Annotated in this window: 23 protein-coding genes; 8 read left to right on the forward strand and 15 right to left on the reverse strand. The window is 74.4% G+C overall.

Annotation, left to right across the window (positions count from 1 at the left end; all coding sequences use genetic code 11):
* The first annotated feature begins 55 nt into the window (after nt 1-55).
* Nucleotides 56-1,570: a depupylase/deamidase Dop gene (gene dop / locus AB0J53_RS09075; RefSeq protein WP_246646523.1), complete on the forward strand. Its 1,515-nt coding sequence runs from the start codon at nt 56-58 to the stop codon at nt 1,568-1,570.
* Nucleotides 1,571-1,579: 9 nt separating this feature from the next.
* Here dop and AB0J53_RS09080 read toward each other — a convergent pair whose 3' ends face one another.
* From AB0J53_RS09080 to AB0J53_RS09100, 5 genes are all read right to left on the reverse strand, one after another.
* Nucleotides 1,580-4,216 (reverse strand): LuxR C-terminal-related transcriptional regulator, encoded by a 2,637-nt coding sequence (locus AB0J53_RS09080; RefSeq protein WP_364170262.1) that lies wholly within the window; start codon nt 4,214-4,216, stop codon nt 1,580-1,582.
* Nucleotides 4,217-4,424: 208 nt separating this feature from the next.
* A complete protein-coding gene (locus tag AB0J53_RS09085) occupies nt 4,425-5,027 on the reverse strand; it encodes a GAF domain-containing protein (RefSeq protein WP_219514664.1) in 603 nt (200 codons plus the stop codon).
* Nucleotides 5,017-5,886 carry a S8 family serine peptidase gene (locus AB0J53_RS09090; RefSeq protein WP_364170265.1) on the reverse strand — a complete coding sequence of 290 codons (870 nt, stop codon included), beginning with the start codon at nt 5,884-5,886 and terminating at the stop codon, nt 5,017-5,019. The genes AB0J53_RS09085 and AB0J53_RS09090 overlap by 11 nt, the downstream gene beginning before the upstream one ends.
* A gap of 2 nt (nt 5,887-5,888) precedes the next feature.
* Nucleotides 5,889-8,981 carry an AAA family ATPase gene (locus tag AB0J53_RS09095; protein WP_364170268.1) on the reverse strand — a complete coding sequence of 1,031 codons (3,093 nt, stop codon included), beginning with the start codon at nt 8,979-8,981 and terminating at the stop codon, nt 5,889-5,891.
* Nucleotides 8,978-9,178 carry an aroma-sacti cluster domain-containing protein gene (locus AB0J53_RS09100; protein WP_219517448.1) on the reverse strand — a complete coding sequence of 67 codons (201 nt, stop codon included), beginning with the start codon at nt 9,176-9,178 and terminating at the stop codon, nt 8,978-8,980. The genes AB0J53_RS09095 and AB0J53_RS09100 overlap by 4 nt, the downstream gene beginning before the upstream one ends.
* Nucleotides 9,179-9,391: 213 nt before the next feature.
* On the opposite strand from AB0J53_RS09100, the gene AB0J53_RS09105 reads away from it, so the two are divergent.
* From AB0J53_RS09105 to AB0J53_RS09120, 4 genes are all read left to right on the forward strand, one after another.
* Complete coding sequence (locus tag AB0J53_RS09105) at nt 9,392-9,661, forward strand: StsA-related sactipeptide RiPP (protein ID WP_219517446.1); 270 nt, start codon at nt 9,392-9,394, stop codon at nt 9,659-9,661.
* A gap of 98 nt (nt 9,662-9,759) precedes the next feature.
* Nucleotides 9,760-11,202: a StsB family radical SAM/SPASM domain sactipeptide maturase gene (gene stsB, locus AB0J53_RS09110; RefSeq protein ID WP_364170273.1), complete on the forward strand. Its 1,443-nt coding sequence runs from the start codon at nt 9,760-9,762 to the stop codon at nt 11,200-11,202.
* Between the two features lie 12 nt (nt 11,203-11,214).
* Complete coding sequence (locus tag AB0J53_RS09115; RefSeq protein ID WP_219517442.1) at nt 11,215-11,499, forward strand: PqqD family protein; 285 nt, start codon at nt 11,215-11,217, stop codon at nt 11,497-11,499.
* A complete protein-coding gene (locus AB0J53_RS09120; protein WP_364170276.1) occupies nt 11,496-12,884 on the forward strand; it encodes an FAD-dependent oxidoreductase in 1,389 nt (462 codons plus the stop codon). Before AB0J53_RS09115 ends, AB0J53_RS09120 begins: the two co-directional genes overlap by 4 nt.
* On the opposite strand, the gene AB0J53_RS09125 is transcribed toward AB0J53_RS09120, so the two are convergent.
* The 7 genes from AB0J53_RS09125 to AB0J53_RS09155 all read right to left on the reverse strand — a co-directional run bounded on the left by AB0J53_RS09125 (nt 12,844) and on the right by AB0J53_RS09155 (nt 20,252).
* Complete coding sequence (locus AB0J53_RS09125; RefSeq protein ID WP_364170279.1) at nt 12,844-13,551, reverse strand: response regulator transcription factor; 708 nt, start codon at nt 13,549-13,551, stop codon at nt 12,844-12,846. The two genes, AB0J53_RS09120 and AB0J53_RS09125, sit on opposite strands and share 41 nt — an antisense overlap.
* A gap of 167 nt (nt 13,552-13,718) precedes the next feature.
* On the reverse strand, nt 13,719-14,744 hold the full coding sequence (locus AB0J53_RS09130) for a methyltransferase (RefSeq protein ID WP_364170282.1): 1,026 nt from the start codon (nt 14,742-14,744) through the stop codon (nt 13,719-13,721).
* The gene (locus tag AB0J53_RS09135) at nt 14,741-15,964 is read right to left on the reverse strand and encodes a cytochrome P450 (RefSeq protein WP_364170285.1); all 1,224 of its coding nucleotides are present in this window, start codon (nt 15,962-15,964) and stop codon (nt 14,741-14,743) included. Before AB0J53_RS09135 ends, AB0J53_RS09130 begins: the two co-directional genes overlap by 4 nt.
* Nucleotides 15,961-17,337, reverse strand: coding sequence for a TfuA-like protein (locus AB0J53_RS09140; protein ID WP_364170288.1), 1,377 nt, complete (start codon nt 17,335-17,337; stop codon nt 15,961-15,963). The genes AB0J53_RS09135 and AB0J53_RS09140 overlap by 4 nt, the downstream gene beginning before the upstream one ends.
* On the reverse strand, nt 17,337-18,470 hold the full coding sequence (locus AB0J53_RS09145) for a YcaO-like family protein (RefSeq protein ID WP_364170291.1): 1,134 nt from the start codon (nt 18,468-18,470) through the stop codon (nt 17,337-17,339). The genes AB0J53_RS09140 and AB0J53_RS09145 overlap by 1 nt, the downstream gene beginning before the upstream one ends.
* Before the next feature lie 22 nt (nt 18,471-18,492).
* The gene (locus AB0J53_RS09150) at nt 18,493-19,305 is read right to left on the reverse strand and encodes an ABC transporter permease (RefSeq protein WP_219517434.1); all 813 of its coding nucleotides are present in this window, start codon (nt 19,303-19,305) and stop codon (nt 18,493-18,495) included.
* A 5-nt stretch (nt 19,306-19,310) separates the two neighbouring features.
* Complete coding sequence (locus AB0J53_RS09155; protein ID WP_364170295.1) at nt 19,311-20,252, reverse strand: ABC transporter ATP-binding protein; 942 nt, start codon at nt 20,250-20,252, stop codon at nt 19,311-19,313.
* A gap of 253 nt (nt 20,253-20,505) precedes the next feature.
* Between AB0J53_RS09155 and AB0J53_RS09160 the strand changes: the two genes are divergently transcribed.
* Nucleotides 20,506-22,407, forward strand: coding sequence for a BTAD domain-containing putative transcriptional regulator (locus AB0J53_RS09160; protein ID WP_364170298.1), 1,902 nt, complete (start codon nt 20,506-20,508; stop codon nt 22,405-22,407).
* 127 nt (nt 22,408-22,534) lie between these two features.
* The gene (locus AB0J53_RS09165; RefSeq protein WP_219517431.1) at nt 22,535-22,774 is read left to right on the forward strand and encodes a LuxR C-terminal-related transcriptional regulator; all 240 of its coding nucleotides are present in this window, start codon (nt 22,535-22,537) and stop codon (nt 22,772-22,774) included.
* Between the two features lie 28 nt (nt 22,775-22,802).
* Here the strand turns inward: AB0J53_RS09165 and AB0J53_RS09170 are convergent, their stop codons facing one another.
* On the reverse strand, nt 22,803-23,207 hold the full coding sequence (locus tag AB0J53_RS09170; protein ID WP_219517430.1) for a hypothetical protein: 405 nt from the start codon (nt 23,205-23,207) through the stop codon (nt 22,803-22,805).
* Between the two features lie 149 nt (nt 23,208-23,356).
* Between AB0J53_RS09170 and AB0J53_RS09175 the strand changes: the two genes are divergently transcribed.
* Nucleotides 23,357-23,566: a ubiquitin-like protein Pup gene (locus tag AB0J53_RS09175; RefSeq protein ID WP_049570363.1), complete on the forward strand. Its 210-nt coding sequence runs from the start codon at nt 23,357-23,359 to the stop codon at nt 23,564-23,566.
* Between the two features lie 92 nt (nt 23,567-23,658).
* Here the strand turns inward: AB0J53_RS09175 and AB0J53_RS09180 are convergent, their stop codons facing one another.
* Nucleotides 23,659-24,711 carry a DNA polymerase IV gene (locus AB0J53_RS09180; RefSeq protein WP_364170303.1) on the reverse strand — a complete coding sequence of 351 codons (1,053 nt, stop codon included), beginning with the start codon at nt 24,709-24,711 and terminating at the stop codon, nt 23,659-23,661.
* Nucleotides 24,712-24,813: 102 nt separating this feature from the next.
* Complete coding sequence (locus AB0J53_RS09185) at nt 24,814-26,187, reverse strand: extracellular solute-binding protein (RefSeq protein ID WP_364170306.1); 1,374 nt, start codon at nt 26,185-26,187, stop codon at nt 24,814-24,816.
* Between the last annotated feature and the right edge of the window lie 176 nt (nt 26,188-26,363).

Consider the following 26,363-nt stretch of genomic DNA (forward strand, 5'->3'; position numbering starts at 1 on the left):
TAGGCTCGGGCATATAAACGGCGGATAGACAGATCCGGACGAACAGAGGGTGCGCATGACGGTGCGTCGGGTGATGGGCATCGAGACCGAGTACGGCATCTCCGTACCCGGTCAGCCAGGCGCCAACGCGATGGTGACCTCCTCCCAGGTCGTGAACGCCTACCTGGCGGCCTCGGCGGCCAGGGCACGCAGAGCGCGCTGGGACTTCGAAGAGGAGAACCCCCTGCGCGACGCCAGGGGCTTCGACCTCGCCCGCGAGGTCGCCGACCCCACCCAGCTCACCGACGAGGACCTCGGGCTGGCCAACGTCATCCTGACCAACGGCGCCCGGCTCTACGTCGACCACGCGCACCCCGAATACTCCACGCCGGAGTGCACCAACCCCCGCGCCGCGGTCATCTGGGACAAGGCGGGCGAGCGGGTGATGTACGACGCCGCCCAGCGGGCCGGCGCGATCCCCGCCAACGCCCCCATCCAGCTCTACAAGAACAACACCGACGCCAAGGGCGCCAGCTACGGCTGCCACGAGAACTACCTGATGCGCCGGGCCACCCCGTTCGCCGACATCGTCCGCCACCTGACGCCGTTCTTCGTCTCGCGGCAGGTCGTCGTCGGCGCCGGCAAGGTCGGCATCGGCCAGGACTCGCGCGGCGAGGGCTTCCAGATCAGCCAGCGCGCCGACTTCTTCGAGGTCGAGGTGGGCCTGGAGACCACGCTCAAGCGGCCGATCATCAACACCCGCGACGAGCCGCACGCCGACCCGGAGAAGTACCGGCGGCTGCACGTCATCATCGGCGACGCCAACATGTCGGAAATCTCCACATACCTGAAGCTGGGGTCGACGGCGCTCGTCCTCGCCATGATCGAGGAGGGCTTCCTCAGCCGCGACCTCGCCGTGGAGAACCCCGTGCAGTCCCTGCGCGCCGTCTCCCACGACCCGAGCTGCCGCTACGAGATCCCCATGCGCGACGGCCGCAAGCTCACCGCCGTCCAGCTCCAGATGGAATACCTGGAGCAGGCCCGCAAGTACGTCGAGGAGCGCGGCACCGCCCAGGACGAGATGAACAAGGACGTCCTCGACCGCTGGGAGTCGGTGCTCACCCGCCTCGCCGAGGACCCGATGCAGCTGTCCAAGGAGCTCGACTGGGTCGCCAAGCTGGAGCTGCTGGAGGGCTACCGCAGCCGCGACGGCCTCGCCTGGTCGCACCCCCGCCTGCAGCTCGTCGACCTGCAGTACTCCGACATCCGCCCCGACCGCGGCCTCTACAACCGCCTCGTGGCGCGCGGCCGCATGCAGCGCCTCATCACCGAGGACGAGGTCGAGCGCGCCGTCGAGAACCCGCCGACCGACACCCGCGCCTACTTCCGGGGCCGCTGCCTGCGCCAGTACAGCGACTCCGTGGCCGCGGCCTCCTGGGACTCGGTCATCTTCGACATCCCGGGCCGCGAGTCCCTCCAGCGCGTCCCCACGCTGGAGCCGCTGCGCGGCACCAAGCAGCACGTCGGCGAGCTGTTCGACCGCTGCCGCACCGCCGCCGACCTGGTCGCCGCCCTCACCGGCGGCGAGTGACCAGCGGGCTCAGCCTTCCGGGCCGCTGCCCAGGACCTGCGCGAGCCCGTGCCGTCCGGAGACGCCGAGCTTGGCGTACACCCGGCCCAGGTGGTTGTTGACGGTCCGCAGCGACAGGCCGAGCCGGCCGGCGACCTCGCGGGCCGGCAGCCCGGCGGTGACCAGCTTGGCGATCTGGAGCTCCCGGGGCGTCAGCGACGCCTCGCTGCCCGTCAGGTCCGTCAGCGGCGTCCGCACGGCCCCGCACTCGGCGAGCCGTTCCCTGGCGAAGGCGAGCGCGGTCTTGGCCGCCGTGCGCCGCCCCGCCCTGGCGTGCAGCCGGTGCGCCGTCGCCGCCGCCTCGGCCGCGTGCAGCAGGTGGCCCGTGTGATACAGCGTCTCGGCCGCCGCCGTGAGCTGCCGGGCGTCGTCGGTGGCCAGCGCGGTGGACGCCCGCGCGAACGCCGCCGCCGCGGGCGCCGCCGTCTCCCCGGCGATCCGGTGCAGCCGGGCCGACACCTCCCTGGCCTCGCCGAAGCGCGCCGCGTCGAACAGCGCCAGCGCCTCGACCATCGGCGACTCGGCCTCCCGCGCCGCCTTGGCCGCCTGCATGGCGTGGTTCGCGGCGCCCAGCAGGTCGAGCGCGGCGGCGGCGGCCCACGCCCGGTTGCGCTCGATCCACGGGTCGAACAGCGCCCCCGGCGGCGGGGGACAGCCGTCCATCCGGCTGAGCCAGGCGTCGGCCTGCACCGTGTCACCCGCCATCGCGTACGCGCCCGCCAGCTCGGCCAGGTAGACGCCGCGCAGCCGCAGCGGGTCGTGCTCGCCGAGCAGCACGACGGCCTCGCGCAGCGCCTGCTGGGCCGGAGCCACCCGGCCCTGCGCCTTGGCCACGAAGCCGCGCACGACCGCCCACACGCCGACGACCGGCGCGGTCAGCTGGCCCTCGACGGCCTCCCGGTAGCCCGTCTCCACGTCCTCGGCGGCGGTGGTGAGCGCGCCTCCCAGCAGCAGCGCCAGGCAGCGGGCGGCGCCCACCTGGGCCCGCGCCCACGGCGACACCGCCCGGCCCGCCGAGGTGACCGCCACGCCGCGCGCGTACGCGGCCTCGGCCCGGTGGGTGTCGCCCATGAGCCCCGCCGCGAGCTGGACGGCCGTGGCGGCGCGGACCGCCGCCTCGGCGGGCAGCGCGTCGGCCGGCCCGAGCAGCGCCGTCCCGGCCGCCAGGGAGCGCCTGACGTGCCCGTCGAGCAGCATCGTCCAGGCCCGCACCGCCTCCGCGGCCCGCTCGCCGCCCGGGTCCTGCGGGTCCGGCGTGACCTGGCGGCGCCAGTAGCCGATCTTCTCGCGGAGGATCGCCCGGCGTCCGGCGCGTTCGGCGTCGCGGCACTGCTCGGCCGCCGGGAGCAGGCCCGCGGCGTCGGCGTGGCGTCCCTGGTGGCACAGGACCTCGGCCAGCGTGAGGGCCGCGTCCACGCCGCCCCCGGCGTCCAGCGAGGCGGTGGCCAGCCGTTCTGCGGCCTTCAGCTCCAGCCGTCCCGCGGTGCGCTGCGCGGCGTGCAGCAGCTCGCGCGCCGACGTGCCGAGACCGGCGTTGAGCCGCGCGACGGCCAGGTCGAGCGCGTCGTCCTCGCGGCGGCCCGGTAACGCGGCCAGCTCCCGGGCGAGCCGCCCCCAGATCTCCCGGGCCTGGGCGCGCGGCATGCGGGCGCGCAGCACCTCGCCGTAGGCGGGGATCGTGAGCCGGGTGCGCTGCCGCGCCCCGCAGAGCTCGACCGTGACCAGCCCCTGCCGTTCGGCCTGCGCGACCGCGGCCGGCCCGGCCAGGCGTTCGAGCACCCGCTGGCCGAGGGGCTCCTGGCAGGCCAGGGTCTCCAGCACGCCCAGCACGGCCGGGTCGCCGACCTGCATCTGCGCCTCCAGGAGGTCGCCGAGCCGCCCCGTGACCCGCACCTGCTCGCCCAGGTGCCACAGGCCGTCGACGCGGTGCAGCACCGCGCCCTCCAGCCCCGACTGCACCAGCTCGCGCAGCACCAGGGGGTTCCCGGCCGACAGGCGGCGCAGCGTGCGCCGGGTGACGGCGTCCAGCGGCCCGCCGAGCGCGCGTTCGAGCAGCGTGTCGACGTCGTGGTCGGCGAGCGGGCGCAGCTCGACGCGCCGGGCCAGCCGTTCCTTCCACAGCGCGGTCACCACGTCGGGCCCGGGCTCGCCCTGCCGGGCGGTGAGCAGCACGAAGGCGCGCGTGTGCAGGGCGAGCCGGTGGACGAGCGCGGCCGAGACGCTGTCGAGCAGGTGGGCGTCGTCCACGACGAGCACCGGGCGCTCGGCGGCGGGGGCGCTGAAACGCTCCACGATGCGGTCGAAGACCACCCGGGTGCCGTGTGCCGCGCAGTCGCTCAGCGGCGCGAGGTGGAGCAGCGCGCCCAGCGGGATCGCCGCGGCGGCGGCGGTGGCGCCGGCCCAGGCCACCGGATGTCCCGCCGCGGCCAGCCGGGCGAGCGCCTCGGCGGCCAGGCGGGTCCGGCCGGCCCCCGGCGGCCCCACGACCACCACGCCGCGCACCTCCGCCCGCGCCGCCGCCTCCGTGGTGGTGCGCAGCGCGGTGGCGCGTCCGACGAACGGCCATGCGTTCCTGGGGAGTGCGTCGTGCGGACGGCTGGCTCCCATGTCGTCCTTTCAGAGTGAGTCGTGCCAGGAAGCAAGGGGCCGGGAGGGTGGGGGTGCCGGTGGGGGAGTGATCACTTCCGCCTTCCCTGAGAACAAACGGCAAAACGGAGTGATCGTGACATAGCTCTTAGTGGACGTAAAGATCGCTCTTGTATGTGGAAAGAGACCCGCCGTCACACCTCCTGGTGACGGCGCCGCAGCCTGGCCGTCACGGCCCCAGCAGGTCGTCGGCGAGCGCCAGCAGGCGCACCGCCGTCGCGTCGGGCGGCCGCGAGGACGCCGACAGGCGCTCGCCGATCCGGCGCAGCAGGTCGCGCGGATCGGCCGGCGGCTCGGCGCGCCGCCCGGCCCGGATGCGCAGCAGCAGCTCCAGGGCGCAGGCCGCCTGGGTGGCGAACAGCCCGAGCAGCTCCATGTCGTCCAGCTCGCTGCGCGAGGCCGTGCGGTCCAGCACCTCCAGGACGCCGACGCACTCCTCGAAGCGGATCAGCGGCGCCGCCATGATCGTGCGCGGCACGTACCCGGTGGACTCGGCGGCGTCGCGGGCGAACGGCGCGACCTCCGCCACGTCGTCCGCGACCATCGGCTGCCCGCTCGCCGCCACCCAGCCGGCGATCCCCGTCCCGGCCGGGAACCGGCTGCCGACCAGCTCCTTCTCGCCCTCGCCCGACACCGCCTCGAAGATCAGGTCGCCGGTCTCCGGCTCCACCAGGAAGATGGAGGCGGCGGCGGCGCCGAACATGTGCCGGGCCACTTCAACGACCGACTGCAGCAGCCGGCGCTCGGTGCCGTCGATGTCGTCAGGAGACATGGGCCTCTCCGCTGTGAGTCAGGGTGTTGTCGGCTGCCAGATAGAGCACGGTCTTGAGCTGGAACGGCGTCAGCCACGGATGCTTGCTCAGGATGAGCGCGCAGATGCCGGTGATGTGCGGGGCCGCGAAGCTGTTGCCGGTGCTGCGGATCTCCCGGCCGCCCGGCCACGCGACGGGCACCTTGACGCCGCGCGCGTGGAACTCCGCGGGCGGCGCCGGGTTGTAGTAGTACGTCATCGGGTCGGGCAGGTCGTGGCTGGCCACCGAGACCACCGAGGAGAACGTCCACGGGTAGCTGAGCACGGGCATGTTGTGCGCGGCGGCCACGAGCAGGCAGCGCCGGAAGTAGGCGCGGTCGGCCAGCTCGTGCAGCGACTCGCGGAAGCCGGACCTGGTCGTCGACAGGCTGAGGTTGACCAGGTCGAAGCCCTCCTCGATGGCCCAGCTCAGCCCGGCCACGAGCGCGTCGCCGGAGCCGGTCTTCCCGTCGGTGAGCACCCGCACCGAGGTGAGCGACACGCCGGGGGCGATCGACCGGATCACCCCGGCGCAGGCGGTGCCGTGCCCGGCCGGGTCGGCGGGCTCGCACTCGGCCACGACCGGCCTGCCGTCGTCCCCGCCGACGACGTGCAGCGACCGCTCCAGCCCGCCGATCCTCGGATGGTCGGCGGCCACGCCGGTGTCCAGCACGCACACCCGTACACCCGAGCCGTCGGACCCGCCCCACGCCCACTCCTTGCTCACCCCCGACAGCGGGCTGACGTCGAAGGGCTCGGGGGACTGCCGCCGGGTGGACAGGCCCCACGCGGGCACCCCGGGGAACTGGGCGGGCCGGTCCCTGCGCCAGGGCGGCGTCATGGTCACGGCTCCTCCCACCAGTCGCGGATCCTGCGGGCGGGCAAGCTCGCTCCTTTCGTGAGGTACGCCTCGATCGCCGCCCGGGCGGCGGCGGCCGGGTCGCGCCCGGCGGCCCGGTCGGCCCTGGCGAGGTCGGCCAGGACGTCGCCGCGCAGGCAGGGGTCGTCGGTCGAGCCGAGCAGCGCCCGCGCGCGGGCGGCGGCGCGGGCCGCCTCCTCGTGGGCGCCGCCGAGCGCCGCGATCAGCGCCCGGGTCGCGGCGGCGGTCACCTCGCCGCGCAGCTGACGGGGGCCGCCGCCGTCCGCGAGCCGCGCCAGCTCGGCGGCGGCCCGATCGGCGTCCCCTGCCCGCAGGGCCTCGCGCGCCGCGTAGACCTCCAGGGTGGCGGCGGGCGCCCCGTGACCGGCGGCGCGCAGCGCGGCGGCGGCCCGCCGGAACCGGTCCCCGGCGCTCTCGTGGTCGCCGGCCAGCGACTCGGCCAGTCCCCGCACCTGCGCGACCGCGAGCGCGGGCAGCCCCAGGTGCAGGTCGGCGGCGTGCCGGTCGGCCGTGTCGAGCGCCTCGCGGGCGGCCTCCAGCTCGCCGGCGAGCGCGAGCAGCCGCGCCCGGGTGGCGAGCACCGGGACCAGCAGGGCGCGGTCACCGGCGAAGCGGTCCAGCAGGCCGGCGCAGAGCGCCAGCCCCTCCGGGACCGGCGCCGGCGACCACTGCACCAGCTCGCACAGCCCGCCCAGCAGCCGGTCCTCCTCGTACGTGTCACCCATCGCCCGCGCCCGGCCGAGCCCGTCGCGCAGCGCCCGGTCCGCCGCGCCGAACCGGCCCTCCTCGATGCGGGCCAGGGCTTCGAGCTGGTGGAAGCGGCACCAGCTCAGCTCGTCGCCGGGGTCGAGCGCCAGCCGTTCGCGCAGCGGCGGCAGCCGGGGCCCGCGGGCGCCGGCGCGCAGGGTGAGGATCTCGCGCTGGATCGCGCAGGTGAGCGCGGTGCGCGGGTCGTCGGGAGCGAGCTCCCCGGCGCGGTCCAGCGCCTCGGCGGCCCGGTCGCCCTCGCCCCTGGCCAGCCGGGCGTCGCTGATGCGGACGGCCAGCGACCGGTGCTCGTCCCGGCCCGGCGGCAGCATCTCCCGGCCGCGTTCCAGCAGCGCGATCGCCGCCGGCAGGTCCTTGCGGCGCAGCGCCCGGGAGCCGTCCCTGATGAGCGAGGCGGCCGCCCGGTCGGTCAGCTCGGGCAGCAGCGGGTCGCCCGGCCGCACCTCGCGGGTGAGCCGGCAGGCGGCCAGCAGGTGCAGGCTGACGTCCGCCTGGCCGGGGCCGGGGAAGGGCGCGTCCTCCGGGGTGCCGCCCGGCTGGCCGCCCGCCCGCGCGGCCAGCTTCCGGTGCCAGTCCGCCCGCGCGTGCTTGCTGGTCAGCGCGTAGACGGTCTCCCGGGTGAGCGTCTGCGTGAACTCGTACGCGCCCGGGAGCGCGCCGGGCCGGATCAGCCGGTCGTCGCGCAGCCGCCGCAGCGACGCCCGCACCGCGTCGGGCCCGGCGCCGAGCAGCTCCGCCACCAGCTCCTCGGTGAACGCCTGGCCGATGGTCGCGGCCCGTTCCAGCACGTCGCGGTCGGCCTCGTCCAGCCGGTCCAGCCGGGCGCCGAGCAGCGCCTGGATGGTGGGCGGCAGCGAGGAGCCGCCCTCGGCCAGCGTCTCCAGCATCAGCTCGGCGAACAGCGGGTTGCCGTCCGAGCCGTACGTCACCCGGTCGAGGACGTCGTCATGTACCGCAACCGCCGTGTCGTGGGCGACCACCTCGGCGCGGCCGGCGCGCAGGGCGGCGAGCTCGGCGACGAGCCGGGCCATGTCCGGCCGGCCCAGCGGGCCGAGCTCCAGCGACAGGGCGCGCACCACGCCCGCCCCCCACGCGGGCCGCGTCCGGCACAGCTCCGGCCGGGCCACGCAGACGAGCAGGACCGGCACCCGGGCCAGCCACGCCGCGCAGTCCTCGATCAGGTCGAGCAGCGTCGGCTCGGCCCACTGCAGGTTGTCCAGCACCACCACGAGCGGGCCGCGCCGGGCCAGCACCTCGAACAGCGACCGCACCGCCCGCGCGATCTCCGCCACCCCGGCGGTGTCGAGCTCGCCGGGCTCCCCGGTGCCCGCAAGGCCGCGCAGCACCCGCGCGCTCTGCGGGCCGAGCATCGCGGCGACGGCCGGCCAGCCGCCGTTCAGCGCCTCCAGCATCTCCGCGATCGGCCGGTAGGTGGCGCCGATGCCGTAGGAGGGACACCGGCCGGTCAGCACCGTCACCCCGTCGGGCAGCCGGTCCAGGAACTCCCTGACCAGCCGCGACTTGCCGATGCCGGGCGCGCCGAGCACGGTCGCCATGCCGCACCGACGGTCGGCCAGCACGCGTTCGTGCAGCAGCGTGAGCCCGCGCAGCTCCTCGGCCCGGCCGGCCAGCGGCACCGCGCCGGGCTCGGGCTCGCCCCGGTCGGGCTCCACCCCGGTCAGCCGCCACGCGCGCACCGGCTCCCGCTTGCCCTTGAGGCTGAGCGGCGGCACCTCCTCCAGCAGGGCGTGCCGCCGTACCAGGCGGGCGACGTCGTCCCCGACGAGGATCTCCCCGGGCGCCGCGGCCGACTGCAGGCGGGCCGCCGTATTGACCGGGTCGCCGATCACCCGCACGCCCGGTCCCGCGCCGTCGGCCACCATCACCTCGCCGAACGCGACCCCGCAGTGCGCGTCCAGCCGCACCCCCTCCCGCGCGGCGGCCGCCGAACCCGCACCCGTGCCCAGTTCGGCGCCCAGTTCGGCGCCCAGCTCGGCGCCCAGCCGGTGCACCTCGGCCATCGAGTCGCGCGCCGCCAGCACCGCCCGCAGCGCGTCGTCCTCCCGGCTCACCGGCACGCCGAACACCGCCATGATCGCGTCGCCGATGTACTTCTCCACGACGCCGCCGTGCTCGGTGATCCGCGCCCGGCAGGCGGCGTAGTAGCGGTCCAGGACCCGCATGAGCAGCTCCGGGTCCAGGCGCTCGGCCAGCTCCGTCGACCCGACCATGTCGATGAACAGGACCACGACGTTGCGGCGCGCAGGCCGCGGCCCTCGTGCGCTCATACGAGCTTGAGCTCCTGTCCTTCGACCTCGCCGGCGACCTCGTCCAGACGCTTCTTGATCGAGTTCAGCAGCGCGACCTCCGGCTCGGTGAGCTCGGCGAACACCCGCCGCTGCCGCTCGTCGAGCAGGTCGATGGGATGGCCGGCCGCCCGCAGGAGCGAGAGCGCGTCGAACACACCCGATCCGGTACCGCTCATCAGCTCTTCCCCTCGTCCGCCGAACGACCGCGCCCTGACACCCAGGCTGAAACGGGACACCGCCGATCGCAAGAGATCGGGAACCCCACGATCGTGGGGTCTCGCCGGTCCAGGTCACCGCCGGTAGAGCCCACGTTTGTGGGGTTGTGCCACCCTCTCGTGACCGGCTCATACTCGACCTGCAACGCATCACCAACACGGAGAGGTGAGGGCATGGCCTTCGATCCGAAGGAAGCTCTGCGCGAGGCCGGGATCATCAACGACCCGATCGCCGCTGAGGTCGAGGAGGCGTTCGCCACCTTGACCAAGGAAGAAACCGACCTGCTCATCTCGCTCAAGGACAAGATCCCGGCCACGCTGCCCGAGGTTCTGTCGGGCGAGCAGTGGGCCAGGCCGGAGGTCGAGGTCCACTCGATCGAGGCCGACGCCAAGTGCATGTGCGGGGCCTGGTCCGGCTCCGGGTCCGGGGCCGTGGCGAACTAGGCGCGGCCGACGCCGGCTGTCGCGTACGCGGCTCCGGGCCGCAGGCCGCCGGGCCTGGCCCGGGGCCGCACCTGCCGCTGAGAGCGTGAAGGGGAATGATGTCTGGGAAGCTGGCCCGGAACCACTCGCTGTTCGACGTACCGGAAGACCTGACCTACTTCGTGCACGATGGGGACTACCTGGTCATCAATCCGCTGTCGGGTGGCCGGTGCGTCCTGGACGCGCGGGAGTTCGGCGTCCTGCGGGCCCTGGCCCGTCCGGGCGGACGGCTGGAGGAGACCGAGGAGACCGACCGGCTCCTCGCCAAGCTCATCCTGAGCTGGATCGTCTACTACAACGGGAACCGGCCCCGGGTCACGATGTCGGAGCCGCGGCTCAGCCAGGTCTACTACGCCATCACCGACGGCTGCAACCTGCGCTGCCCGTACTGCTACGCCTCCTCGGAGAAGTGCCTGCCGGGCGAGCTCACCACCGCGGAGTCGCTGGCGCTGGTCACCCAGGTGGCCGAGTTCGGCGCCTCCACCATGATCTTCACCGGTGGCGAGCCGATGCTGCGCAAGGACCTGTTCCAGATCGTCCAGCACGCCAACGACAGCGGCCTGACCTCGAACATCATCACGAACGCCACGATGATCCGGACCCCGGAGATCGCCCGGCGCTTCGCGGACCTGTTCGGCACCGTCACGGTGAGCGTCGACGGCGCCACGGCCGAGACGCACGACCGCACCCGGGGCGCGGGCTCGTTCGACAAGACCCACCGGGCGCTGCGGATGCTCAACGACGCCGGCGTGGTGCCCCTCATCAACCACCTGGTCACCTCCGACAACGTCGACCAGCTCGAGGACTTCGCCACCTTCATGGAGGGCATCGAGGTCCGCGACATCCGGCTGATGTACCACAACAACCTGGGCCGGGGCGTCGACGACGAGTTCGAGTTCGGGTGGGAGGACCACCTGCGCATCCAGCGCATCACCTGGACCTCGCCCGCGGCCGGACGGCTCCTGCCGGACGGGCCCAAGCCGCTCCAGCGGTGCGCCGTGCGCGGCAACTGCGGGATGGGCGGCAACGAGATCTACATCAACTCGCTGGGCGACGTCTACCCGTGCAAGCTCGTCACCGAACCGGGCCACCTGGCGGGCAACGTGCGCCGCCAGTCGCTGTCGGAGATCTTCGGCGCCCCGCTGCTGTACGACATGCGGACGAGCTCGGTGTACGGCGGCGACTACCACGCCGACTGCGAGAAGTGCTACATCAAGGCGTCCTGCGGCGGAGGCTGCCGGGCCGCGCACATGTCCGAATCGGGCGACCTGCGGCGCAACAGCCGCCACCAGTGCCGGATCCTGCGGCACGGCATCGCCACCCAGCTGTGGCTGGAGTCGGGAATCAAGCCGGCCGAGCTGGCCCGCGACCCCGAGATGACGACGCCGCGCCTGGTGGCGAGCGACGCCGTGCACCCGGTCTTCGACGACTGGAAGACCTACGTACGACCCTCGCCCGGCGCCGTCCGCGTCGGCGAACTGCTTCCCATCACGCCCGTCTAAAGGAGGTGGAGTGTGTCACTCCAGATCAGCGACGCTGTGATATGGCAGGAGACCGCCGGAGGCATCTCGCTGTACCACACCGAGTCCGGGGACTTCCACAGCTTGAACGAGACGGCTTCGCGGATCTGGACGCTCGTCGCCGACAAAGGTGAACGCGAGGCGATCGTCTCGGAGCTGTCCCAGCAGTTCTCCGGAGGCAGCGTCGCCGTGAGCGTCCGCATCGTGAAGGACGTGCAGGCGTTCCTCGGCACCATGATCGAGCAGGGGCTGATCGAAGAGCGCCCGGCGCTTTCATGACGCGGGCGCTCGTCCTCGGCGGCGGCCTGGCCGGTGTGCTGGCCGCCGCCGTGCTCGCCCGGCACGCCGGCGAGGTGCTGCTGGTCGAAGGCGACCACTACCCGCCCGGCCCGCTGCCGAGGCGCGGGCTGCCGCAGTCACGGCACAGCCACGTGCTGGTGAGCGGCGGCGCCCGGGCGCTGGACGAGCTGCTGCCCGGCACGGTGGCGGAGCTGCTGGCGCGCGGAGCGCAGCGGCGCGGCCTGCCCGGCGACGCCCTGGTGCTGGCCGCGCAGGGCTGGTTCCGGCGGCTCGACACCGGCGCCTGCCTCCTGTCGTGCGGGCGCGGGCTGCTCGACCAGGTGGTGCGCGAGCGGGCGCTGCCCGGCGTCACCGTCCTGACGGGCACGCGGGCGCTCGGCCTGGCGGGCGACCGGCGGCGCGTCACCGGCGCCGTCGTCGAGACCGCGGGCGGCGGGACGCGGACGATCACCGCCGCGCTCGTCGTGGACGCGACGGGCCGCAGGTCGAAGGCGCCCGGCTGGCTCCGGGCGATCGGCGCGCCGGCCGTCGAGGAGGTCACGGTCTCCTCCGGGCTGGCCTACTCCACCCGCCACTACCGGGCCCCGGACGGGCTGGCCGACGGCATGCCCGCCGTCATGCTGCACCCGCGCCCGGCGCCGGGCCGGCCCGGCCAGGGCGCGACCCTGTTCCCGGTCGAGGACGGCCGCTGGATCGTCACCCTCACCGGCACCCGGGGCGGCGAGCCGCCGGTGGACGAGCGGGGCTTCACCGCCTTCGCCCGCGCGCTGCGCGACCCGCTCGTCGCCGACCTCATGGCGGCCGCCACCCCGCTGGGCGGCGTCCGCCCGTACCGCGACACCGCCAACCGCAGGAGGTTCTTCGAGCGGGCCGCGCTGCCCGGCGGCTTCCTCGCGATCGGCGACGCGGTGTGCGCGCTCAACCCCGTCCACTCGCACGGCATGTCGGTGGCCGCGCTGGGCGCGCTGCGGCTGGCGGCCGAGCTGGCCCGCCACGGCGCCGACCCGGACGCCTTCCCGGCGGCGCAGAGCGCCGTGGCGGCGCAGGCGGAGACGTCCTGGCGGCTCGCGCTCGCCCAGGACCGGCCACGCGACGACGGGGCGCGGGAGGCGAGCGCGTTCCAGCGGGAGATCCTCGCCCGCAGGTCGCGGGCCCTGCTGAGCAGCCCCGAGCTGGCCGCCGGGTTCTTCCGCGCCCAGGCGCTCCTCCCGCCGCCCGCCCAGGACGGCGCGGCGGTGGCGCGGGCGCTGACCGGCGAGCCGGAGTCTCTGCTCACCACGGAGGAGGCCGTCGCCCAGCACCCGGCGCTGCACGCCTGGTGGGCTACCCACGCCCGAGCAGGCGGTGAACCGATTCGCCGGTGATGACCCCCGACTCGTAGGCGATGCCGACCGCGTGCGCCCGGTTGGCCGCCGACAGCTTGGCCAGGATGCGCGCCAGGTGCGAGCGGACCGTTCCAGTGCCGATGCCGAGCCGGGCCGCGATGCCCGCGTTCGACAGGCCGGCCGCGACGAGGGCCAGCACCTCGGCCTCGCGGCGGGTCAGCGCCGCCGGCCGCCGGTCGGCGCGCGGGATGACGGCGGAGATGCGGTCGCGCAGCCGGGTGACCATCGAGCTGGAGATGAACGTGTGCCCGGCGGCGACCAGCCGGATCGCGGGCACGATCTCCTCCAGCAGCGACTCGCGGTGCACGAACCCGCCCGCGCCGCCGCGCAGCGCCCGCCCGAGGAGCTGCTCGTCCAGCACGTCCGAGACCACCACCACCCGGGTCCGCTTCCTCGCCTGGGCGGCCATGGCCAGCGCCGACTCCTGGCCGTCGGGCTGGCGCAGCGCCGCGTTCACCACCGCCACCCGGGGCTGGAAGCGGGCCGCCTGCTCGCACAGCCGGTCGGGGTCGCCGCTCTCGCCCAGGACGCGGATGCCGTTGCCCACGTGCAGCACGCTCCTGAGCCTGGCGCGCACCGCCCGGTCGGGCTCGCCCACGACGACCCGCAGCGCGGGCGCCGTCTCGCCCGCCTGCCTCACGTCCACCGGTGTGCCACCTGACCATTCCGAGTTCGGGCGCGCCTGCTCGACCGGCACACTATGCTCCGCGCCGGGCCGGACCGCCAGAGCAGCGGGATTACTCAAGGCGGGCGCCCGCCAGTGGGAAGTACTCATGACTCCCCGTGACCCGGTCAGTCGGACGGCTCGCGGGCTCAGACCGGTGCGGCGGACAGCACCCGGATCGCGGTGCCGCCGAGCGGCGCGCTCACGCCCTCCAGCGCGAACCCGGCCCCGGCCAGCAGCTCCTCGAACCCGGCCCGGTCGCGCTCCCGGCCGCCGGTGTAGACGAGCATCGCGATGTCGCTCATGACGGCCCCGGCCGCGTCCGGCGCGTCCAGCCGCCCGGGCAGCACCGGCTCGACCACCAGCAGCCGCCCGCCCGGGTCGATCGCCTCGCGGCAGCGGCCCAGCAGCGTGGCGCAGCGCCGGTCGTCCCAGTCGTGCAGGATGCCCTTGAGCAGCAGCAGGTCGCCGCCGGGCACGCGCGCGAAGAAGTCGCCCGCCTCGACCGCGCACCGATCGGCGACCCCCGCCCGCCGGAAGGTCTCCGCGGCCCCCGCCCCGCCCTCGGCGGTGTCGTACAGGATGCCGCGCGCGCCCGGCACGGCCGCGAGGACCGCCGCCAGCAGCGTGCCGTCCCCGCCGCCGACGTCGACGACCACGCGGGCGCCGCCGCAGCCGACGGCGCGGGGCACCTCGGCGGCCAGGTGCCCGGTGCCCTCGCGCATCGCCGTGTTGAAGATCCGCGACAGCCCGGCGTCGCCGGCGAGGTGGTCGAACAGCGGCCGGCCGTGCACCCGGTCGAAGGCCGGCTCGCCGGTCAGCACGCTGTCGCTGAGCGCGCCCCAGGCGCTCCAGACGGCCGGGTCGCCGAACAGCAGCACGCTGGAGCGCATCGACCGGGGATGGCCGGCGCACAGCGGCCGGCCGAGCTCGGCCAGCGCGAGCTGCCCCGGCGCCGTCTCGCGGAGCACGCCGAGCACCACCAGCGCCCGCGCCAGCCGCCTCAGCGTCGCCGGGTCGGCTCCCACGGCGCCCGCCAGCTTCTCGACCGGCAGCGGGCCGTCGGCCAGGGCGTCCGGCAGGCCCAGCCGGACGGCGCTGTAGAGGATCTGCGAGCCGGCGTAGCCGAACGCCGTCCGCGACAGGTACCCATAGTCCGCCCACTCGTCCGTCACGCGCCGGCTCCTTCCTTCAGCAGTACGGGCAGGCGGCGCACGCCGTGCAGGAACAGCTCGGGCGTCCACTCCAGGCGGGCCGGGTCGGCCGCCAGCGTGAGGCCGGGGAAGCGGCGCACCAGCGCGCCGACGGCGGCCCGCGCCTGGATCCGGGCCAGCGTCGCGCCGAGGCAGAAGTGGCTGCCGTGGCCGAAGCCGAGGTGCCGGTTCGGGGTGCGGCCGATGTCGAACGTGTCGGGCCTGTCGAACACCGCCGGGTCCCGGTTGGCGGCCAGCAGCACCGGCACGACGACGTCGCCGCACGCGACGGGCACGCCGCCGATCTCGGTGCCGGTCAGCGCGTACAGCGGCCGGGAGTGCCCGACGGGGCCGTTGTAGCGCAGCGCCTCCTCCACGGCGGAGTCGATCAGCTCGGGCCGCTCCCGCAGCCGCCGGAGCTGGCCGGGGTGGCGCAGGAGTTCGAGCACGGCGTTGCCGATGAGGTTGACCGTCGTCTCGTCGCCCGCCAGCAGCAGCTGGAACACGCTGGAGACCAGCTCGGCGCGGCTCAGCTCGGGGGAGGTGGCCAGCCGCGACAGCAGGTCGTCGCCCGGGCGCGCGCGCCGCTCGCCGAGCTTCGCGCTGGCGTAGGCGACGAACGCGACCCCGGCGCGGCGCACCCGCGTCACGTCGCGGCTGCGCAGCATGTCGTCGCTCCACCCGCGCAGCCGGTCCAGGTCGTCGAGCGGGAAGCCGATCAGCTCGGCGACGACGCGCAGCGGCAGCGGCAGCGCCAGCGCCTCGATCACGTCGGCCTCGGGGCCGCCCGCCGCCATCGCGCCGATCAGCTCGCCGACCACGGTGTGGACGCGCCGCTCCAGCGCCGTCACGGTACGGGGGCCGAACGCGGGCGCGATCAGCCGCCGCAGCCGGGTGTGGTCGGGCGGGTCGAGGTTGAACACGTTGCGCCGCACCATCGCCAGCGGGTCGTGCTCGAAGCGGCGGTGGAACGCGGCCGCCTCGGGCGGCAGCCGGTCGAGCTGGCGCCCCAGGGCGGGGTCGAGGAGCACGCGCTGCACGTCGGCGTACCGGGTCACGTACCACAGCACCCGCCCGGTGGACGGGCACCGGCGGCGGCAGGCGGGGGCCCGCTCCCGCATGTCGCGCAGCAGCGGGTGCGGGTCGGCGCGGTGCTCGGGCGCGGACGGGTCGGCCTCCAGGTCCGGCGTGGTCGCGCTCATCGCCCTCCGGCCCCGCGTACGTCCAGCGCGAAGAACCTCCCGGCCGCCACGCCCAGGTCCTCCATGTCGAGGAAGCCGCGCCGGGCCAGCTCGATCCGGGCGCCGGTGCCCGGCCGGTTCCAGCGGCGGGAGAAGACGGTCCCGGCGATCGCAGGGGCGGGCACGGCCAGCTTGCCGCGGGTGCGCTCGGCGGCGTCGTCGGCGCGGGCGACCAGGTCGCACCACTCCGGCCAGCGCGGCGAGCGCCGGATCCGCTCCAGCACGGCGGGCCGCCAGTCCTCCGACTGCCAGACGGGCCACACCCGCACCATCACCAGCGTGAGCCGTTCCTCGGCGCTCAGCGTGTCGCGCTCGGCCTCGGTCAGCCAGGAGGCCAGGTTGCCGGGCAGCGGGCCCTCGCCGCCGCCCTCTCCCGCGCCCTCTCCGTCGCCCGCGCCCTCTCCGTCGCCCGCGCCCTCGCCGAGCCGTGCCCGCGCGTACGCGCCGGTCGTGAGCCCCCGCTCGGCGGCGAAGCCCGCGAGCAGGCCGGTCAGCACCTCCTCGTGCACGTCCGGGTAGTCGTCGGCGTACAGGCGGGCCGCGCTCAGCACGTCGAGGTCCGTCATCCACCTGCCGGGCGCGTACTCCCGCCGCGACCGCCAGGCCAGGGCCTCGTAGTGGGTGACGCCCGTCAGCGCCGACTCGGCCGCCCAGCGGACCGCCGGCTCGGCGGGCGGCTCAGTGGACGGCTCAGTGGGCTGGCGCAGCGCCGCCAGCGCGTCCAGCCGCTTGACGTCCCACTCGCCGCCGGCGATCTTGCGCCGGAGCGTGCCCAGCGCCTCCCGGTCGCCCGGGTCGACCGCCTGCTCCAGCTCCTCCCAGGAGCGGTGCGTGAACGGCCTGGCCTTGGCGGCCGCGACGATCCGCTCGCCCGCCTCCGCCGGGACGAGCCCGGTGCGGGCCCCCTCCCGGCAGCCGTGGCGCAGGTTGACCAGCGCCACGGTGACGGGCGGGTAGCCGCGCTCGGCGGGCCCGTGCAGCACCGCCACCTCGTCGTCGCCGTCGACCTCGCCCGAGGCGTACATGCCGTGGACCTCGCCGACGCCCGTCATGCCGAACGGGCCCAGCTCGGCGGCCCGCAGCGCGCCCATGCTCGCCGCGCCGACGACCCGCACGCCCGCGTCGAGCAGCCAGAGGATCTCCTTATGCCCCACCGACAGCCGCTCGCGGTAGTAGCCGTCGATGAGCACGGCGGTGTCGCCCCGGCGCCACTCCTCCCGGTGCAGGTCGCCGCGCGCCACCGGCGGGCGGACCTCGGCGTGCGGGGCCGCGGCGAGGACCTCCTCGGGGGAGATCGTCGGCCCGGCGTAGACCAGCGTCCTGGACGGGCTCACTACAGCACCTCCGGTGTGATGCGGCTGCCCGGCGCCACCACCCTGACCACGGGGACGCCGATCTCCTCCCGGGTCAGGTCGGCGACGAGCGGGACGCAGGAGAACGCCTCGGCGGCCCGCTTGACCACCTCGCGCAGGTCGTCGAGCAGGCTCTCGTGCGCCGTCTGCCCGCGGATCGCGGCTCCGCCCGTGGGCCGGGGGAGCGGGCCGCGTCCGAGCGCGGCGTCGTGCGTGCCGGGCAGCAGGTCGTCCCGCGCGCCCGACACGTAGCCGAGCCTGGCCTGCGCCGCCTCGGTGATCGCCCTGGTCAGCGCGATCTCGGAGCTGAGATGGCAGCCGAACCCCATGAACGCCGGCGGGTAGTCGTCGCAGGTGATCCGAGCCAGGAAGCACGGCAGCCCGGTCGGCGAGGGCACGGACCTGACCTCCAGGGCGACGCGGGCGCGGGCCATGGCCTCGCACAGGCCGTCGACGACCGGCGATCCGAGCGTGGCCGGGTCGGCGAGCGCGCCCCTGCCGCCCGAGGCGAGCGCCGCGGTGACGGCGTCACGCTCGATCACCTCGTACAGGGCGTGCAGCACGGCCTCGGTCACGGTGTTGCCGCTGGCCAGGCCGTTGGTCGAGGACAGGAACGCGGGAGCGGTCCAGCCGGTCCTGCGCACGAGCGAGAACTCGACGCACTCCCGGGGCACCAGCGCGCGCGAGCCGTCGGCCAGCGACGTGGCCGTGACCCAGTCGACCGGCAGCGCGTCGTGCAGGAGCGAGGCGGGCGCGGCGGGCAGGGCGCGCACGTCGTAGGGCAGCCGGTCGGCCACCTCGCGCGGCGGCGCCTGGAGGACCGGCGTCATCGGCTGCTCGGCGTGCCACAGCTCGATGCCCTCCATCATCGCCGACACCCGGGCCAGCTCCGGCGTGACGCCCTTGCCCTGGGACACCGCGAGCGTCCTGGAGGCCGGGCGGATCGCCTGGAACGTCGGGATGCCGATGGTGTCGAGCCTGGTGATGTCCGCGACCCGGGTGATCCCGACGAGCCGGGCCGCGCGCCGCGCCATCGCGTACGTGGCGGCCGGGTCGCGGGCCCGGTCGGTGCCGGGCAGCCGGAGCTTCACCTGGTCGGAGTCGTCTGTGCGCATCGTCCCCTGCCTGTGTGCCAGATCAGATGTTGCGGGCGCGGTTGAGCAGCGCGCGCCCGCCGACCGTGTAGCTGACGACCGCCAGGACCGCCAGGACGAGCAGGTCCTGCCACACCTCGGCGAACCCGAACACGGCCGCGTCGCGCATCCCGTTGATCCCGTACGTGAGCGGGTTGACCGCCGCCACCCACTGGAGCACCGTGGGCATGCTGTCGACGGTGTAGAGCGACGGGGCGCTGAAGATGAGCACCGGGATCGAGATGTTCGACAGCAGCATGAACGCCTGGTAGTCGGTGATGAGGATGGCCGCGGCCAGGTAGAGCCCGTTGAAGGCCACCGCGGACATCGCCAGCGCCGCCAGCAGCCCCGCCCACGCCTCGACGCCGAACGGCAGGTCGAAGACGACGACCGCGAGGCCGAGCGCCAGCAGGGCCTGGAGCAGCACCAGCGACACCCCGGCGATCACCTTGCCGACGAGGAAGCGGGAGCGGCGCAGCGGGTAGGACCACAGCTGGGTCGACACCCCGCTCATCTCCTCCTGGAACAGCGCCATGCCGGACGTCCCGGCCGCGCTGACCACCGCCATCGCCAGCGTCATCGGCAGCAGGAACACCGCGAACGGCACCTCGACGCCCTCGTACACGACGACCTGCATGAGGTTGCTCAGCGACGTGTTGACCAGCAGCAGGTAGATGAGCATCGGGGCCAGGCCCATGATCAGGTAGACCCGGTTGCGGGCCAGCAGCGCGTACTCGCGGTAGAGCACCGCCGACAGCTCGGCCGCCTTCGGGATGCCCGTCGGGGGAGTGTTGACGAACGTCAGCTTGGCCGCCATGCGCCTCATCCCTCGTTCTCGGTCATGCGGAGGAAGACCTGCTCCAGCGAGTCCGCGACGGTGGAGACGCCGGTGATCGCCACGCCGTGGTCGTGGCAGTAGCGCGACAGCTCCGGCAGCACCTCCTGCACCTTGGCGCCGTGGATGCGGACCTCGGACTCCTCGGCGGTGGCCGTCAGCCGGGCGGCGTCCGCCCACCCGGCCACGATCCGGCCTGCCTCCGGGTCGTCGACCGACACCACCAGGTGGGTGGTGCCGAACTCCTCCACCAGCTCGCGCGGCTTGGCGAAGCGCACCACCTTGCCCCGGTTGATCACCAGGACGCGCTGGGCGTTGCGCTCCAGCTCGTCGATGTGGTGGCTGGTCCACAGCACGGTCACGCCGTGCTCCTCCCGCAGCCAGGTCACGAAGCGCTCGATGTCGCGCCGCCCCGCCACGTCCAGCCCCGCCGACGGCTCGTCCAGGATGAGCAGCCGGGGGATCGTGAGCAGCGCCCGGACGAGCTGGAGCCGCTGCCGCTGCCCGCCCGAGAGCTGGAAGGCGAACCGCTGCAGCGCCTCGGTCAGGTTGAGGAACTCGGCCAGCTCCAGCGCCCACGGGCGCACCTGCCGCCAGCGCAGCCCCCGGAAGCGGGCGGCGATGCGCAGGTTGTCGAGCGCGGGCAGCATCATGTCGAACGGCCCGGACTGGTGCATCGCCCCGATGCCGCTCTTGGCGGCGACCGGCTGGCGCACCGGGTCGGCGTCGAACACCCGCACCTCGCCCGAGGTCGGGGCCGTCACCCCGCAGATCATCTTGATCAGCGTCGTCTTGCCGGCGCCGTTGGGTCCCAGGAGCCCGATGGTCTCGCCGCGGGAGATCTCGAACGAGACGCCGTCGACCGCGGGCCGCTCGGCGCGTCTGTAGCGTTTGGTCAGTCCTGCCGCAGTCACCACGTCGCCCGGCACGGCCCACCCTCTGTCCGCTGGAGATGTCGTTGCAGGTCGAGTATGGGCCTGTGATCAGCGCATGGCACAACCCCACAAACGTGGGCTAACGGATTGGCAGCCTCCCCCTCTGCCGATCGGCAGAGGCGGCCGTTGTGCGCCCACCGCCGCGAGATGACCATCGCCTCATGAACGCGTTCGCCGGCCACGCCCGGCATGACCTGTGGCCGGGCCGAAGCGGACCGTTCCCGAGCCGGGCGGCGGGAGGACGCCGGTGAGCGGCGACCCCTACACCCTCCGCATGCCGCGCGGCCGGACCGGCGCGTCGTGGCAGCTTCCGGAGGGCGCCGACAGCGCGGCCGTCCTGCCGTGCGTGGTCCTCGTCGGCCGCGCCGGGCTGCCGGAGTTCACCGTGCTCCAGCGCGGCCTGCGCACGCTCGGCGTGCCCAGCGTCCGCGTCGACGCCGGGTCGCTGGCGGGCCTGGGCATCACCGCGCGCCTGGACGACGGCGCCCCCACCCTCGACGGCCGCCGCATCAGGCCCACCGTCACCTGGGTGCGGCACTTCTCGCCGCGCGCCATCCCGGGCGCGAACGGCTCGCCGGCCTCGGTGTTCAGGGCCGACTCCTGGTACGCGCTCGTCCGCCAGCTGTCGGCGCGCTCGGCCGTCCGGCTGCCCGCGGGCGCCGATCCCGGGCGGCTGGTCCAGCTCGACGACGCCGCCCGCCTGGGAGTCCGCACGCCGCGCACGATCGTCACCACCGACCCCGGCGCGGCCGTCGCCGAGCTGCCGGGCGGCCGGGTCGTCGTCAAGGCCCTCGACCAGCACTTCGTCGAGGCGGAGCCGGGCACGCTGCACGGCGTCTTCCCCGAGATCGTCGAGGCCGCCGAGGCCGGCCGGCTGGACCGGCGCGACGCGCCGATGATCGTCCAGGAGTACGTCGAGCACGTCGCCGAGCTGCGCGTCTACTACCTCGACGGGGAGATCCAGTCGTTCCGCGTCGGCAAGCCGTCTCCGGAGGCGATCTGGTGCGACCCGGAGTCGGTCACGGTCACCCCGGCGGCCACGCCCGAGGCGGTGGCCGGGGCGGTGCACCGGCTCGCCGGGCACTGGGGGCTGCGCTACGGCGCGTTCGACTTCCTGCTGACGGCCGACGGGCCGGTCTTCCTGGAGGTCAACCCCGACGGCGACTGGCGGTGGTTCGAGACGAAGGCGGGCGTCGACGACGTCACCATCGCCGCGCTGTCGATGGTGCGGGCGCTGCACCGCCAGTCGGCCGGCCAGAGCCCGCCGCCGATCGACCTGGCCGGGTTCCTCGCCCTCGGCACCGCCCGCGCCGGACGCGACGGCGGGCGTGAGGGCGGGAGCCAGGAGGCGCGGCCCGCGCTGGACGCCCGCGTGCTGGGCCCGCTGGAGGTGCGCGTCGACGGCGCGATCGCGCACATCAGCGCCCGCAAGGCCCGGCTGCTGGCCGCGATCCTGCTGTCGCACCCCAACCACGTGGTCCCCACCGGCCACCTGCTGGACGCGCTGTGGGGCGACCGGCCGCCTCCCACGGCGCGCAAGAACCTCCAGGTGTACGTCTCGATGCTGCGGCGCAGGATCGGCGACCGGATCTCCCACCAGGGCTGGGGCTACCGGCTGGACGCGGCGGCGGGCGAGCTCGACCTGCTGAGGTTCCGCCAGCTGGCCGGGGCGGGCCGGGAGATGCGCCGCAGGGGCGCCGCCGACGCGGCCTCGGAGCTGCTCGACGACGCCATCCGGCTGTGGCGGGGCCGGCCGCTGGAGGAGTTCACCGGCGTCGCGCTGCTCGACGACGTGGTGGCCAGGCTCACCGAGCTCCACCTCACGATCAACGAGGACTGGGCGGAGCTCGAACTCGACCGCGGCGGCCACGTCGAGGTGCTGAACCGGCTCGACGAGCTGGTGCCGTTCTTCCCGGCGCGTGAGCGGCTGGTCGCGGCCCGGATGCGGGCGCTGGCGGGCTGCGGGCGGGCCCCGGAGGCGCTGGCCCAGTTCGAGACCGTCCGCCGGCATCTGGCCGCCGATCTCGGGATCGATCCGAGCCCGGTGCTGAAGGAGGTCTACGAGGACATCCTCCAGGGCGCGGGCCCGCACCGACCGGCCGCCGGTGGCCGCCTCGGCGCGGTCGGCAGGCAGGCGGGCCGCTGGTGACCTGTGCTGATAAGCGGCCGCATGCTCACGCCATACCGATGCTTAAGCGGCTTCTTCTAGCGTGCTTTCACGGGTGCTTTCCGCCGGGGAAAGTCTCCGGTCAAGGTGATTCGAACTGGGACGGCCAATGGACCTCGCTTCCGGCGACCTGCTCAACGACCGCGACACCGGACTGATCGTCATGCTGGCCAAGGGGTACACGACGGCGAGGATCGCGCGGGAGATGAACCTCAGCCGCTACACCGTGGCGGAGCGGATCGGCAAGCTCCTCGACCGGTTCGCCTGCAGCAACCGCAGCCAGCTCGTCGCCTACTCCTACGCCCACCGGCTCCTGGACGTGGGGATCTGGCCCCCCGGCACCGCCTGAGGCTCCCGGGCCCGCCACAGGCCCGGGCTCATACCAGGCCGACGCCGAGGGTCAGCGTCCCCACGGCGAGCGACGCGCCGCCCGCGAACGTCAGGGCGATCAGCCGGTTGGGCCTGGTGTCGGAGGGACGCGCGACCGACAGGAAGAAGCCGAGCGGCATCAGGATCGGCGCGGCCACGATCGACACCCGCACCAGCGTCTTCCAGCCGTCGGACAGGTCGGCCTGGTCCACGTACAGCATCGCCACCAGGCTGAACAGCACCAGGACGCCGGCGTGCGCGTGGCCGGCGCGCCACAGGCCGCGGCGGACCGGGTTGTCCAGGTAGCCGGGGACGCCGCGCATGAGGAAGCTCAGCAGCGACACGCCGCCGAAGGCGATGGTCGGGACCGTGATGAGGAGCACGCCTGCCGTGCTCAGTGACGCTGGTGACATCGGAACCTCCGTGATGCTCGTCTCTCCCCCAGTATTGGATAGTGTCGCTATCCAGTCAAGTCCGCAAGATCGCGGGGGGAAGAGCGCGCATTGTGGCCCGGTTCGGGGAAGATATGGCTAGAGGCAGTCCCCCGACGTGGAGGTAGGACATGGCGAGCAAGGACACCGGTGGGCAGAAGCAGACCGGCCGGCGTGAGTCCGAGGTCGAGGAGACCGAGGCGACGGCGGCACCCGACGTCCAGGAGCGGCAGGAGAAGCTCACCGACGACGTCGACTCCATCCTCGACGAGATCGACGAGGTGCTTGAGGAGAACGCGGAGGAATTCGTCCGGTCTTACGTGCAGAAGGGCGGCGAGTAAGGCGTCGCGGCCCGCAAACGGCGCGGAAGCAGAGGGGAGACGGTCCCTGCGGGCCGGTGGCCGGAGCACGCCCGCTCCGGCCACCGGCCCGCTCAGCGGCGCGGGGCCTTCTGGTCGGCCGGCATCGCGTAGTCGGCGGCGACCCCGACGAGGCGGACGGGACGGGTGAGGTCGAAGCGCCCGAGCGCGGCGAGGGCGGCTTCGGTGAGCGGGGCGTCGTCGGTGGCCGGTGCGGCCAGCGTGGTCTGGCGGGTCCTGGTGACGAACGGGGCGAAGCGCACCTTGACGGTGACGCGGGTGATCGTGCGGCCGGCCTCGCGGGCGTCGGCGGCGACCTGGGCGGTGAGAGCGCGGACCACGTCGGCGATGGCGCTCTCGTCGGTGAGGTCGCGGGGGAAGGTGGTCTCGCGGCTGTGGCCGCGGGCGACCCACGGGGTGGTGACGACCTCCGCCTCGCCCTTGCCGAGCGCGAGGTAACGCAGCCACGGCCCGTTGGTCGGCCCGAACCTGGCGGCAAGCTCCGCCGGGTCGGCGGCGGCGAGCTCGGCGACCGTGCGGATGCCGAGCGCGGCGAGCTTCTTGGCGGTACGCGCCCCGATGCCCCACAGCGCGTCGGTGGGGCGGTGGTGCATGGTCTCCTCCCAGAGCTCACTGGTGAGGCGGTGCACCCCGGCCGGTTTGGCGAACGCCGACGCGAGCTTGGCCTGGTGTTTGTTGTCGCCGATGCCGATCGAGCAGTCGAGCCCGGTCCGCTCGCGCACGGCCAGCCGGATGGAGGTGGCCAGGGCCTCCGGGTCGCCGGTGCGGGCGCCTAGGAACGCCTCGTCCCAGCCCCACACCTCCACGGCGACGGGGAAGTCGCGCAGCACGGCCATGACGCGGGCGCTGGCCGCCTCGTAGGCGGGCGGGTCGCTGGGCAGGAAGACGGCCTCGGGGCAGCGGCGCAGCGCGGTGCGCAGCGGCATGCCGGAGTGGACGCCGTGCTCGCGGGCCTCGTAGGTGGCGGTCGCGGCGACCGTGCGCGGGCGGGTCGGGTCGCCGTCGCCGCCGACGACGACCGGCCTGCCGCGGAGCTCGGGGTGGCGCTGCAACTCGACGGCCGCGATGAACTGGTCGAGGTCGAGGTGCAGGATCCAGTCCCTCATGGATCCAGTATCGCCTGGTCAGGGGCATCCGGTATCGCCTGGTCAGGCGGATCCGGCATCGCCTAGCCAGGCGTGCGGCGCCGGGCTCCTCGTGTCGCCGTGTCAGTGGGCGACGCGGGCCGCGCCGCCGACCAGTTCCGCCAGCTTCGCCTCGTAGCCGGCGGCGGCCTCCTCGACGCTCCTCCCGGCGACCACCGCCGCCGTGGCCTCCTGCAGCAGCGCCGACACCTGCGGGTAGACGGCCAGGCCGGGCCGGTAGGCGGTGATCGGCAGCACCTCCTCGGCGACGTAACGCAGCATCGGGTCGTCGGCCAGCACCTCGTCGTTGACGTCGGTGCGCGAGCTGATGCGCGCCTGACCGGCCGCCTGCGCCTTGGTGGCCTCGGCCGAGTGCATGAAGGCCAGCAGCTCCCAGGCCAGGCGCGGGTTCGCGGAGAACGGGTTGAGCACCCGCACGGCGCCGCCGGACATGCTCGCGTGGTCCTGCCCCCGGATGCCCGCGCCCGGCTCCCTGGCCGGGATGCGGGTGTAGCCGACGACCTGGTCGCGGTCCTTCATCGGGGCGACCCCGGCGGTGGGCTCGATGACCGAGCGCCAGAAGTAGTCGCCCTCGGCCAGGATGGCGATCTCGCCCCTGGCGAAGGCGGTGAACGACTTGTCGCGGCCCTTGGCCTCCTGCTGGAGCCTGGGGTCGCCGAGGCCGCCGCCGTAGACGCGCTGGTAGAAGCCGAGCACGTCCTTCAGCGCCCGGGAGGCGCCGGTCCACTTGTCCTGGCTGTAGATCTCCGCCCCGGCCCCCGCGAGCAGCGGGAGCACGCCCTGCATGGTGGTGGCCTCGCCCATCGCCGTGCCCGCGTTGATCTGGATCGGGACGGGCACGCCGGACGCCTTCAGCCTCACGCCCGCGTCGATGATGTCCTGCCAGCTCGCCGGGCTCCACTCCTCGGGCAGCCCGGCCTTCCTGAACAGCGCCTTGTTGTAGAACAGGACGCGGCCGTCGGTGCCCTGCGGCAGGCCGTACTTCCTGCCGTCGAAGATGCCGAGCCCCTGCACCGCCTGCGGGATCCGCGACCAGCCCTCCCACGACTCGACGCCCGGGCCGCCGACGTCGGCCAGCGGCCTGACGTAGCCCGCCTGGGCGAACTCGCCGACCCAGATGCCGTCGAGGTCGATGACGTCGGCCCCGCCCTTGGCCTTGAGGTCGAGCGCGAGCTTGGTCTTGTACTGCTCGTCGTCGACGCCGCTGGGCCGGAAGAGCACCTTGACCTCGGGATGCGTCCGCTCGAACTCGGGGATGACCCAGCCTTTGATCCAGTCGGCGGTCTCGGAGTTCTTGCCTCCGGAGATGGCGTTGGCCGCGATGGTGAGGGTGACGGTGCCGCCGCCCGCGGGCTCCCCGGTCCCGCACGAGCCGAGCGCCAGGGCCGCGATAGCCGCGATGGCCGCGATCGTCGCAGGTCGGCTGGGGAATCGCATGTCGGCCTCCCGTCCGGGACGTGCGGACATACCGACGATCGCACGGGCGTCAGGACGCGTAAAGAAACGATCTGGTGAACGGTTCGCCGTGAGCTGATCGTGGGAAGTGCAGACAACGACGCAACAACAGTAGGGTCGGCCTAGGACCATGATTTTGGGCCATGCTCATTGGGCCA

It is taken from the genome of Nonomuraea sp. NPDC049725 (genome assembly GCF_040674795.1).
Lineage (GTDB): Bacteria > Actinomycetota > Actinomycetes > Streptosporangiales > Streptosporangiaceae > Nonomuraea > Nonomuraea ceibae.

What these genes read in the sequence shown, in the direction of transcription:
- dop (WP_246646523.1), top strand. Translation starts at nt 56, where the DNA reads ATGACGGTGCGTCGGGTGATGGGCATCGAGACCGAGTACGGCATCTCC.
- AB0J53_RS09080 (WP_364170262.1), bottom strand. Translation starts at nt 4,216, where the DNA reads ATGGGAGCCAGCCGTCCGCACGACGCACTCCCCAGGAACGCATGGCCG.
- AB0J53_RS09085 (WP_219514664.1), bottom strand. Translation starts at nt 5,027, where the DNA reads ATGTCTCCTGACGACATCGACGGCACCGAGCGCCGGCTGCTGCAGTCG.
- AB0J53_RS09090 (WP_364170265.1), bottom strand. Translation starts at nt 5,886, where the DNA reads ATGACGCCGCCCTGGCGCAGGGACCGGCCCGCCCAGTTCCCCGGGGTG.
- AB0J53_RS09095 (WP_364170268.1), bottom strand. Translation starts at nt 8,981, where the DNA reads ATGAGCGCACGAGGGCCGCGGCCTGCGCGCCGCAACGTCGTGGTCCTG.
- AB0J53_RS09100 (WP_219517448.1), bottom strand. Translation starts at nt 9,178, where the DNA reads ATGAGCGGTACCGGATCGGGTGTGTTCGACGCGCTCTCGCTCCTGCGG.
- AB0J53_RS09105 (WP_219517446.1), top strand. Translation starts at nt 9,392, where the DNA reads ATGGCCTTCGATCCGAAGGAAGCTCTGCGCGAGGCCGGGATCATCAAC.
- stsB (WP_364170273.1), top strand. Translation starts at nt 9,760, where the DNA reads ATGTCTGGGAAGCTGGCCCGGAACCACTCGCTGTTCGACGTACCGGAA.
- AB0J53_RS09120 (WP_364170276.1), top strand. Translation starts at nt 11,496, where the DNA reads ATGACGCGGGCGCTCGTCCTCGGCGGCGGCCTGGCCGGTGTGCTGGCC.
- AB0J53_RS09135 (WP_364170285.1), bottom strand. Translation starts at nt 15,964, where the DNA reads ATGAGCGCGACCACGCCGGACCTGGAGGCCGACCCGTCCGCGCCCGAG.
- AB0J53_RS09145 (WP_364170291.1), bottom strand. Translation starts at nt 18,470, where the DNA reads ATGCGCACAGACGACTCCGACCAGGTGAAGCTCCGGCTGCCCGGCACC.
- AB0J53_RS09150 (WP_219517434.1), bottom strand. Translation starts at nt 19,305, where the DNA reads ATGGCGGCCAAGCTGACGTTCGTCAACACTCCCCCGACGGGCATCCCG.
- AB0J53_RS09165 (WP_219517431.1), top strand. Translation starts at nt 22,535, where the DNA reads ATGGACCTCGCTTCCGGCGACCTGCTCAACGACCGCGACACCGGACTG.
- AB0J53_RS09170 (WP_219517430.1), bottom strand. Translation starts at nt 23,207, where the DNA reads ATGTCACCAGCGTCACTGAGCACGGCAGGCGTGCTCCTCATCACGGTC.
- AB0J53_RS09175 (WP_049570363.1), top strand. Translation starts at nt 23,357, where the DNA reads ATGGCGAGCAAGGACACCGGTGGGCAGAAGCAGACCGGCCGGCGTGAG.
- AB0J53_RS09180 (WP_364170303.1), bottom strand. Translation starts at nt 24,711, where the DNA reads ATGAGGGACTGGATCCTGCACCTCGACCTCGACCAGTTCATCGCGGCC.
- AB0J53_RS09185 (WP_364170306.1), bottom strand. Translation starts at nt 26,187, where the DNA reads ATGCGATTCCCCAGCCGACCTGCGACGATCGCGGCCATCGCGGCTATC.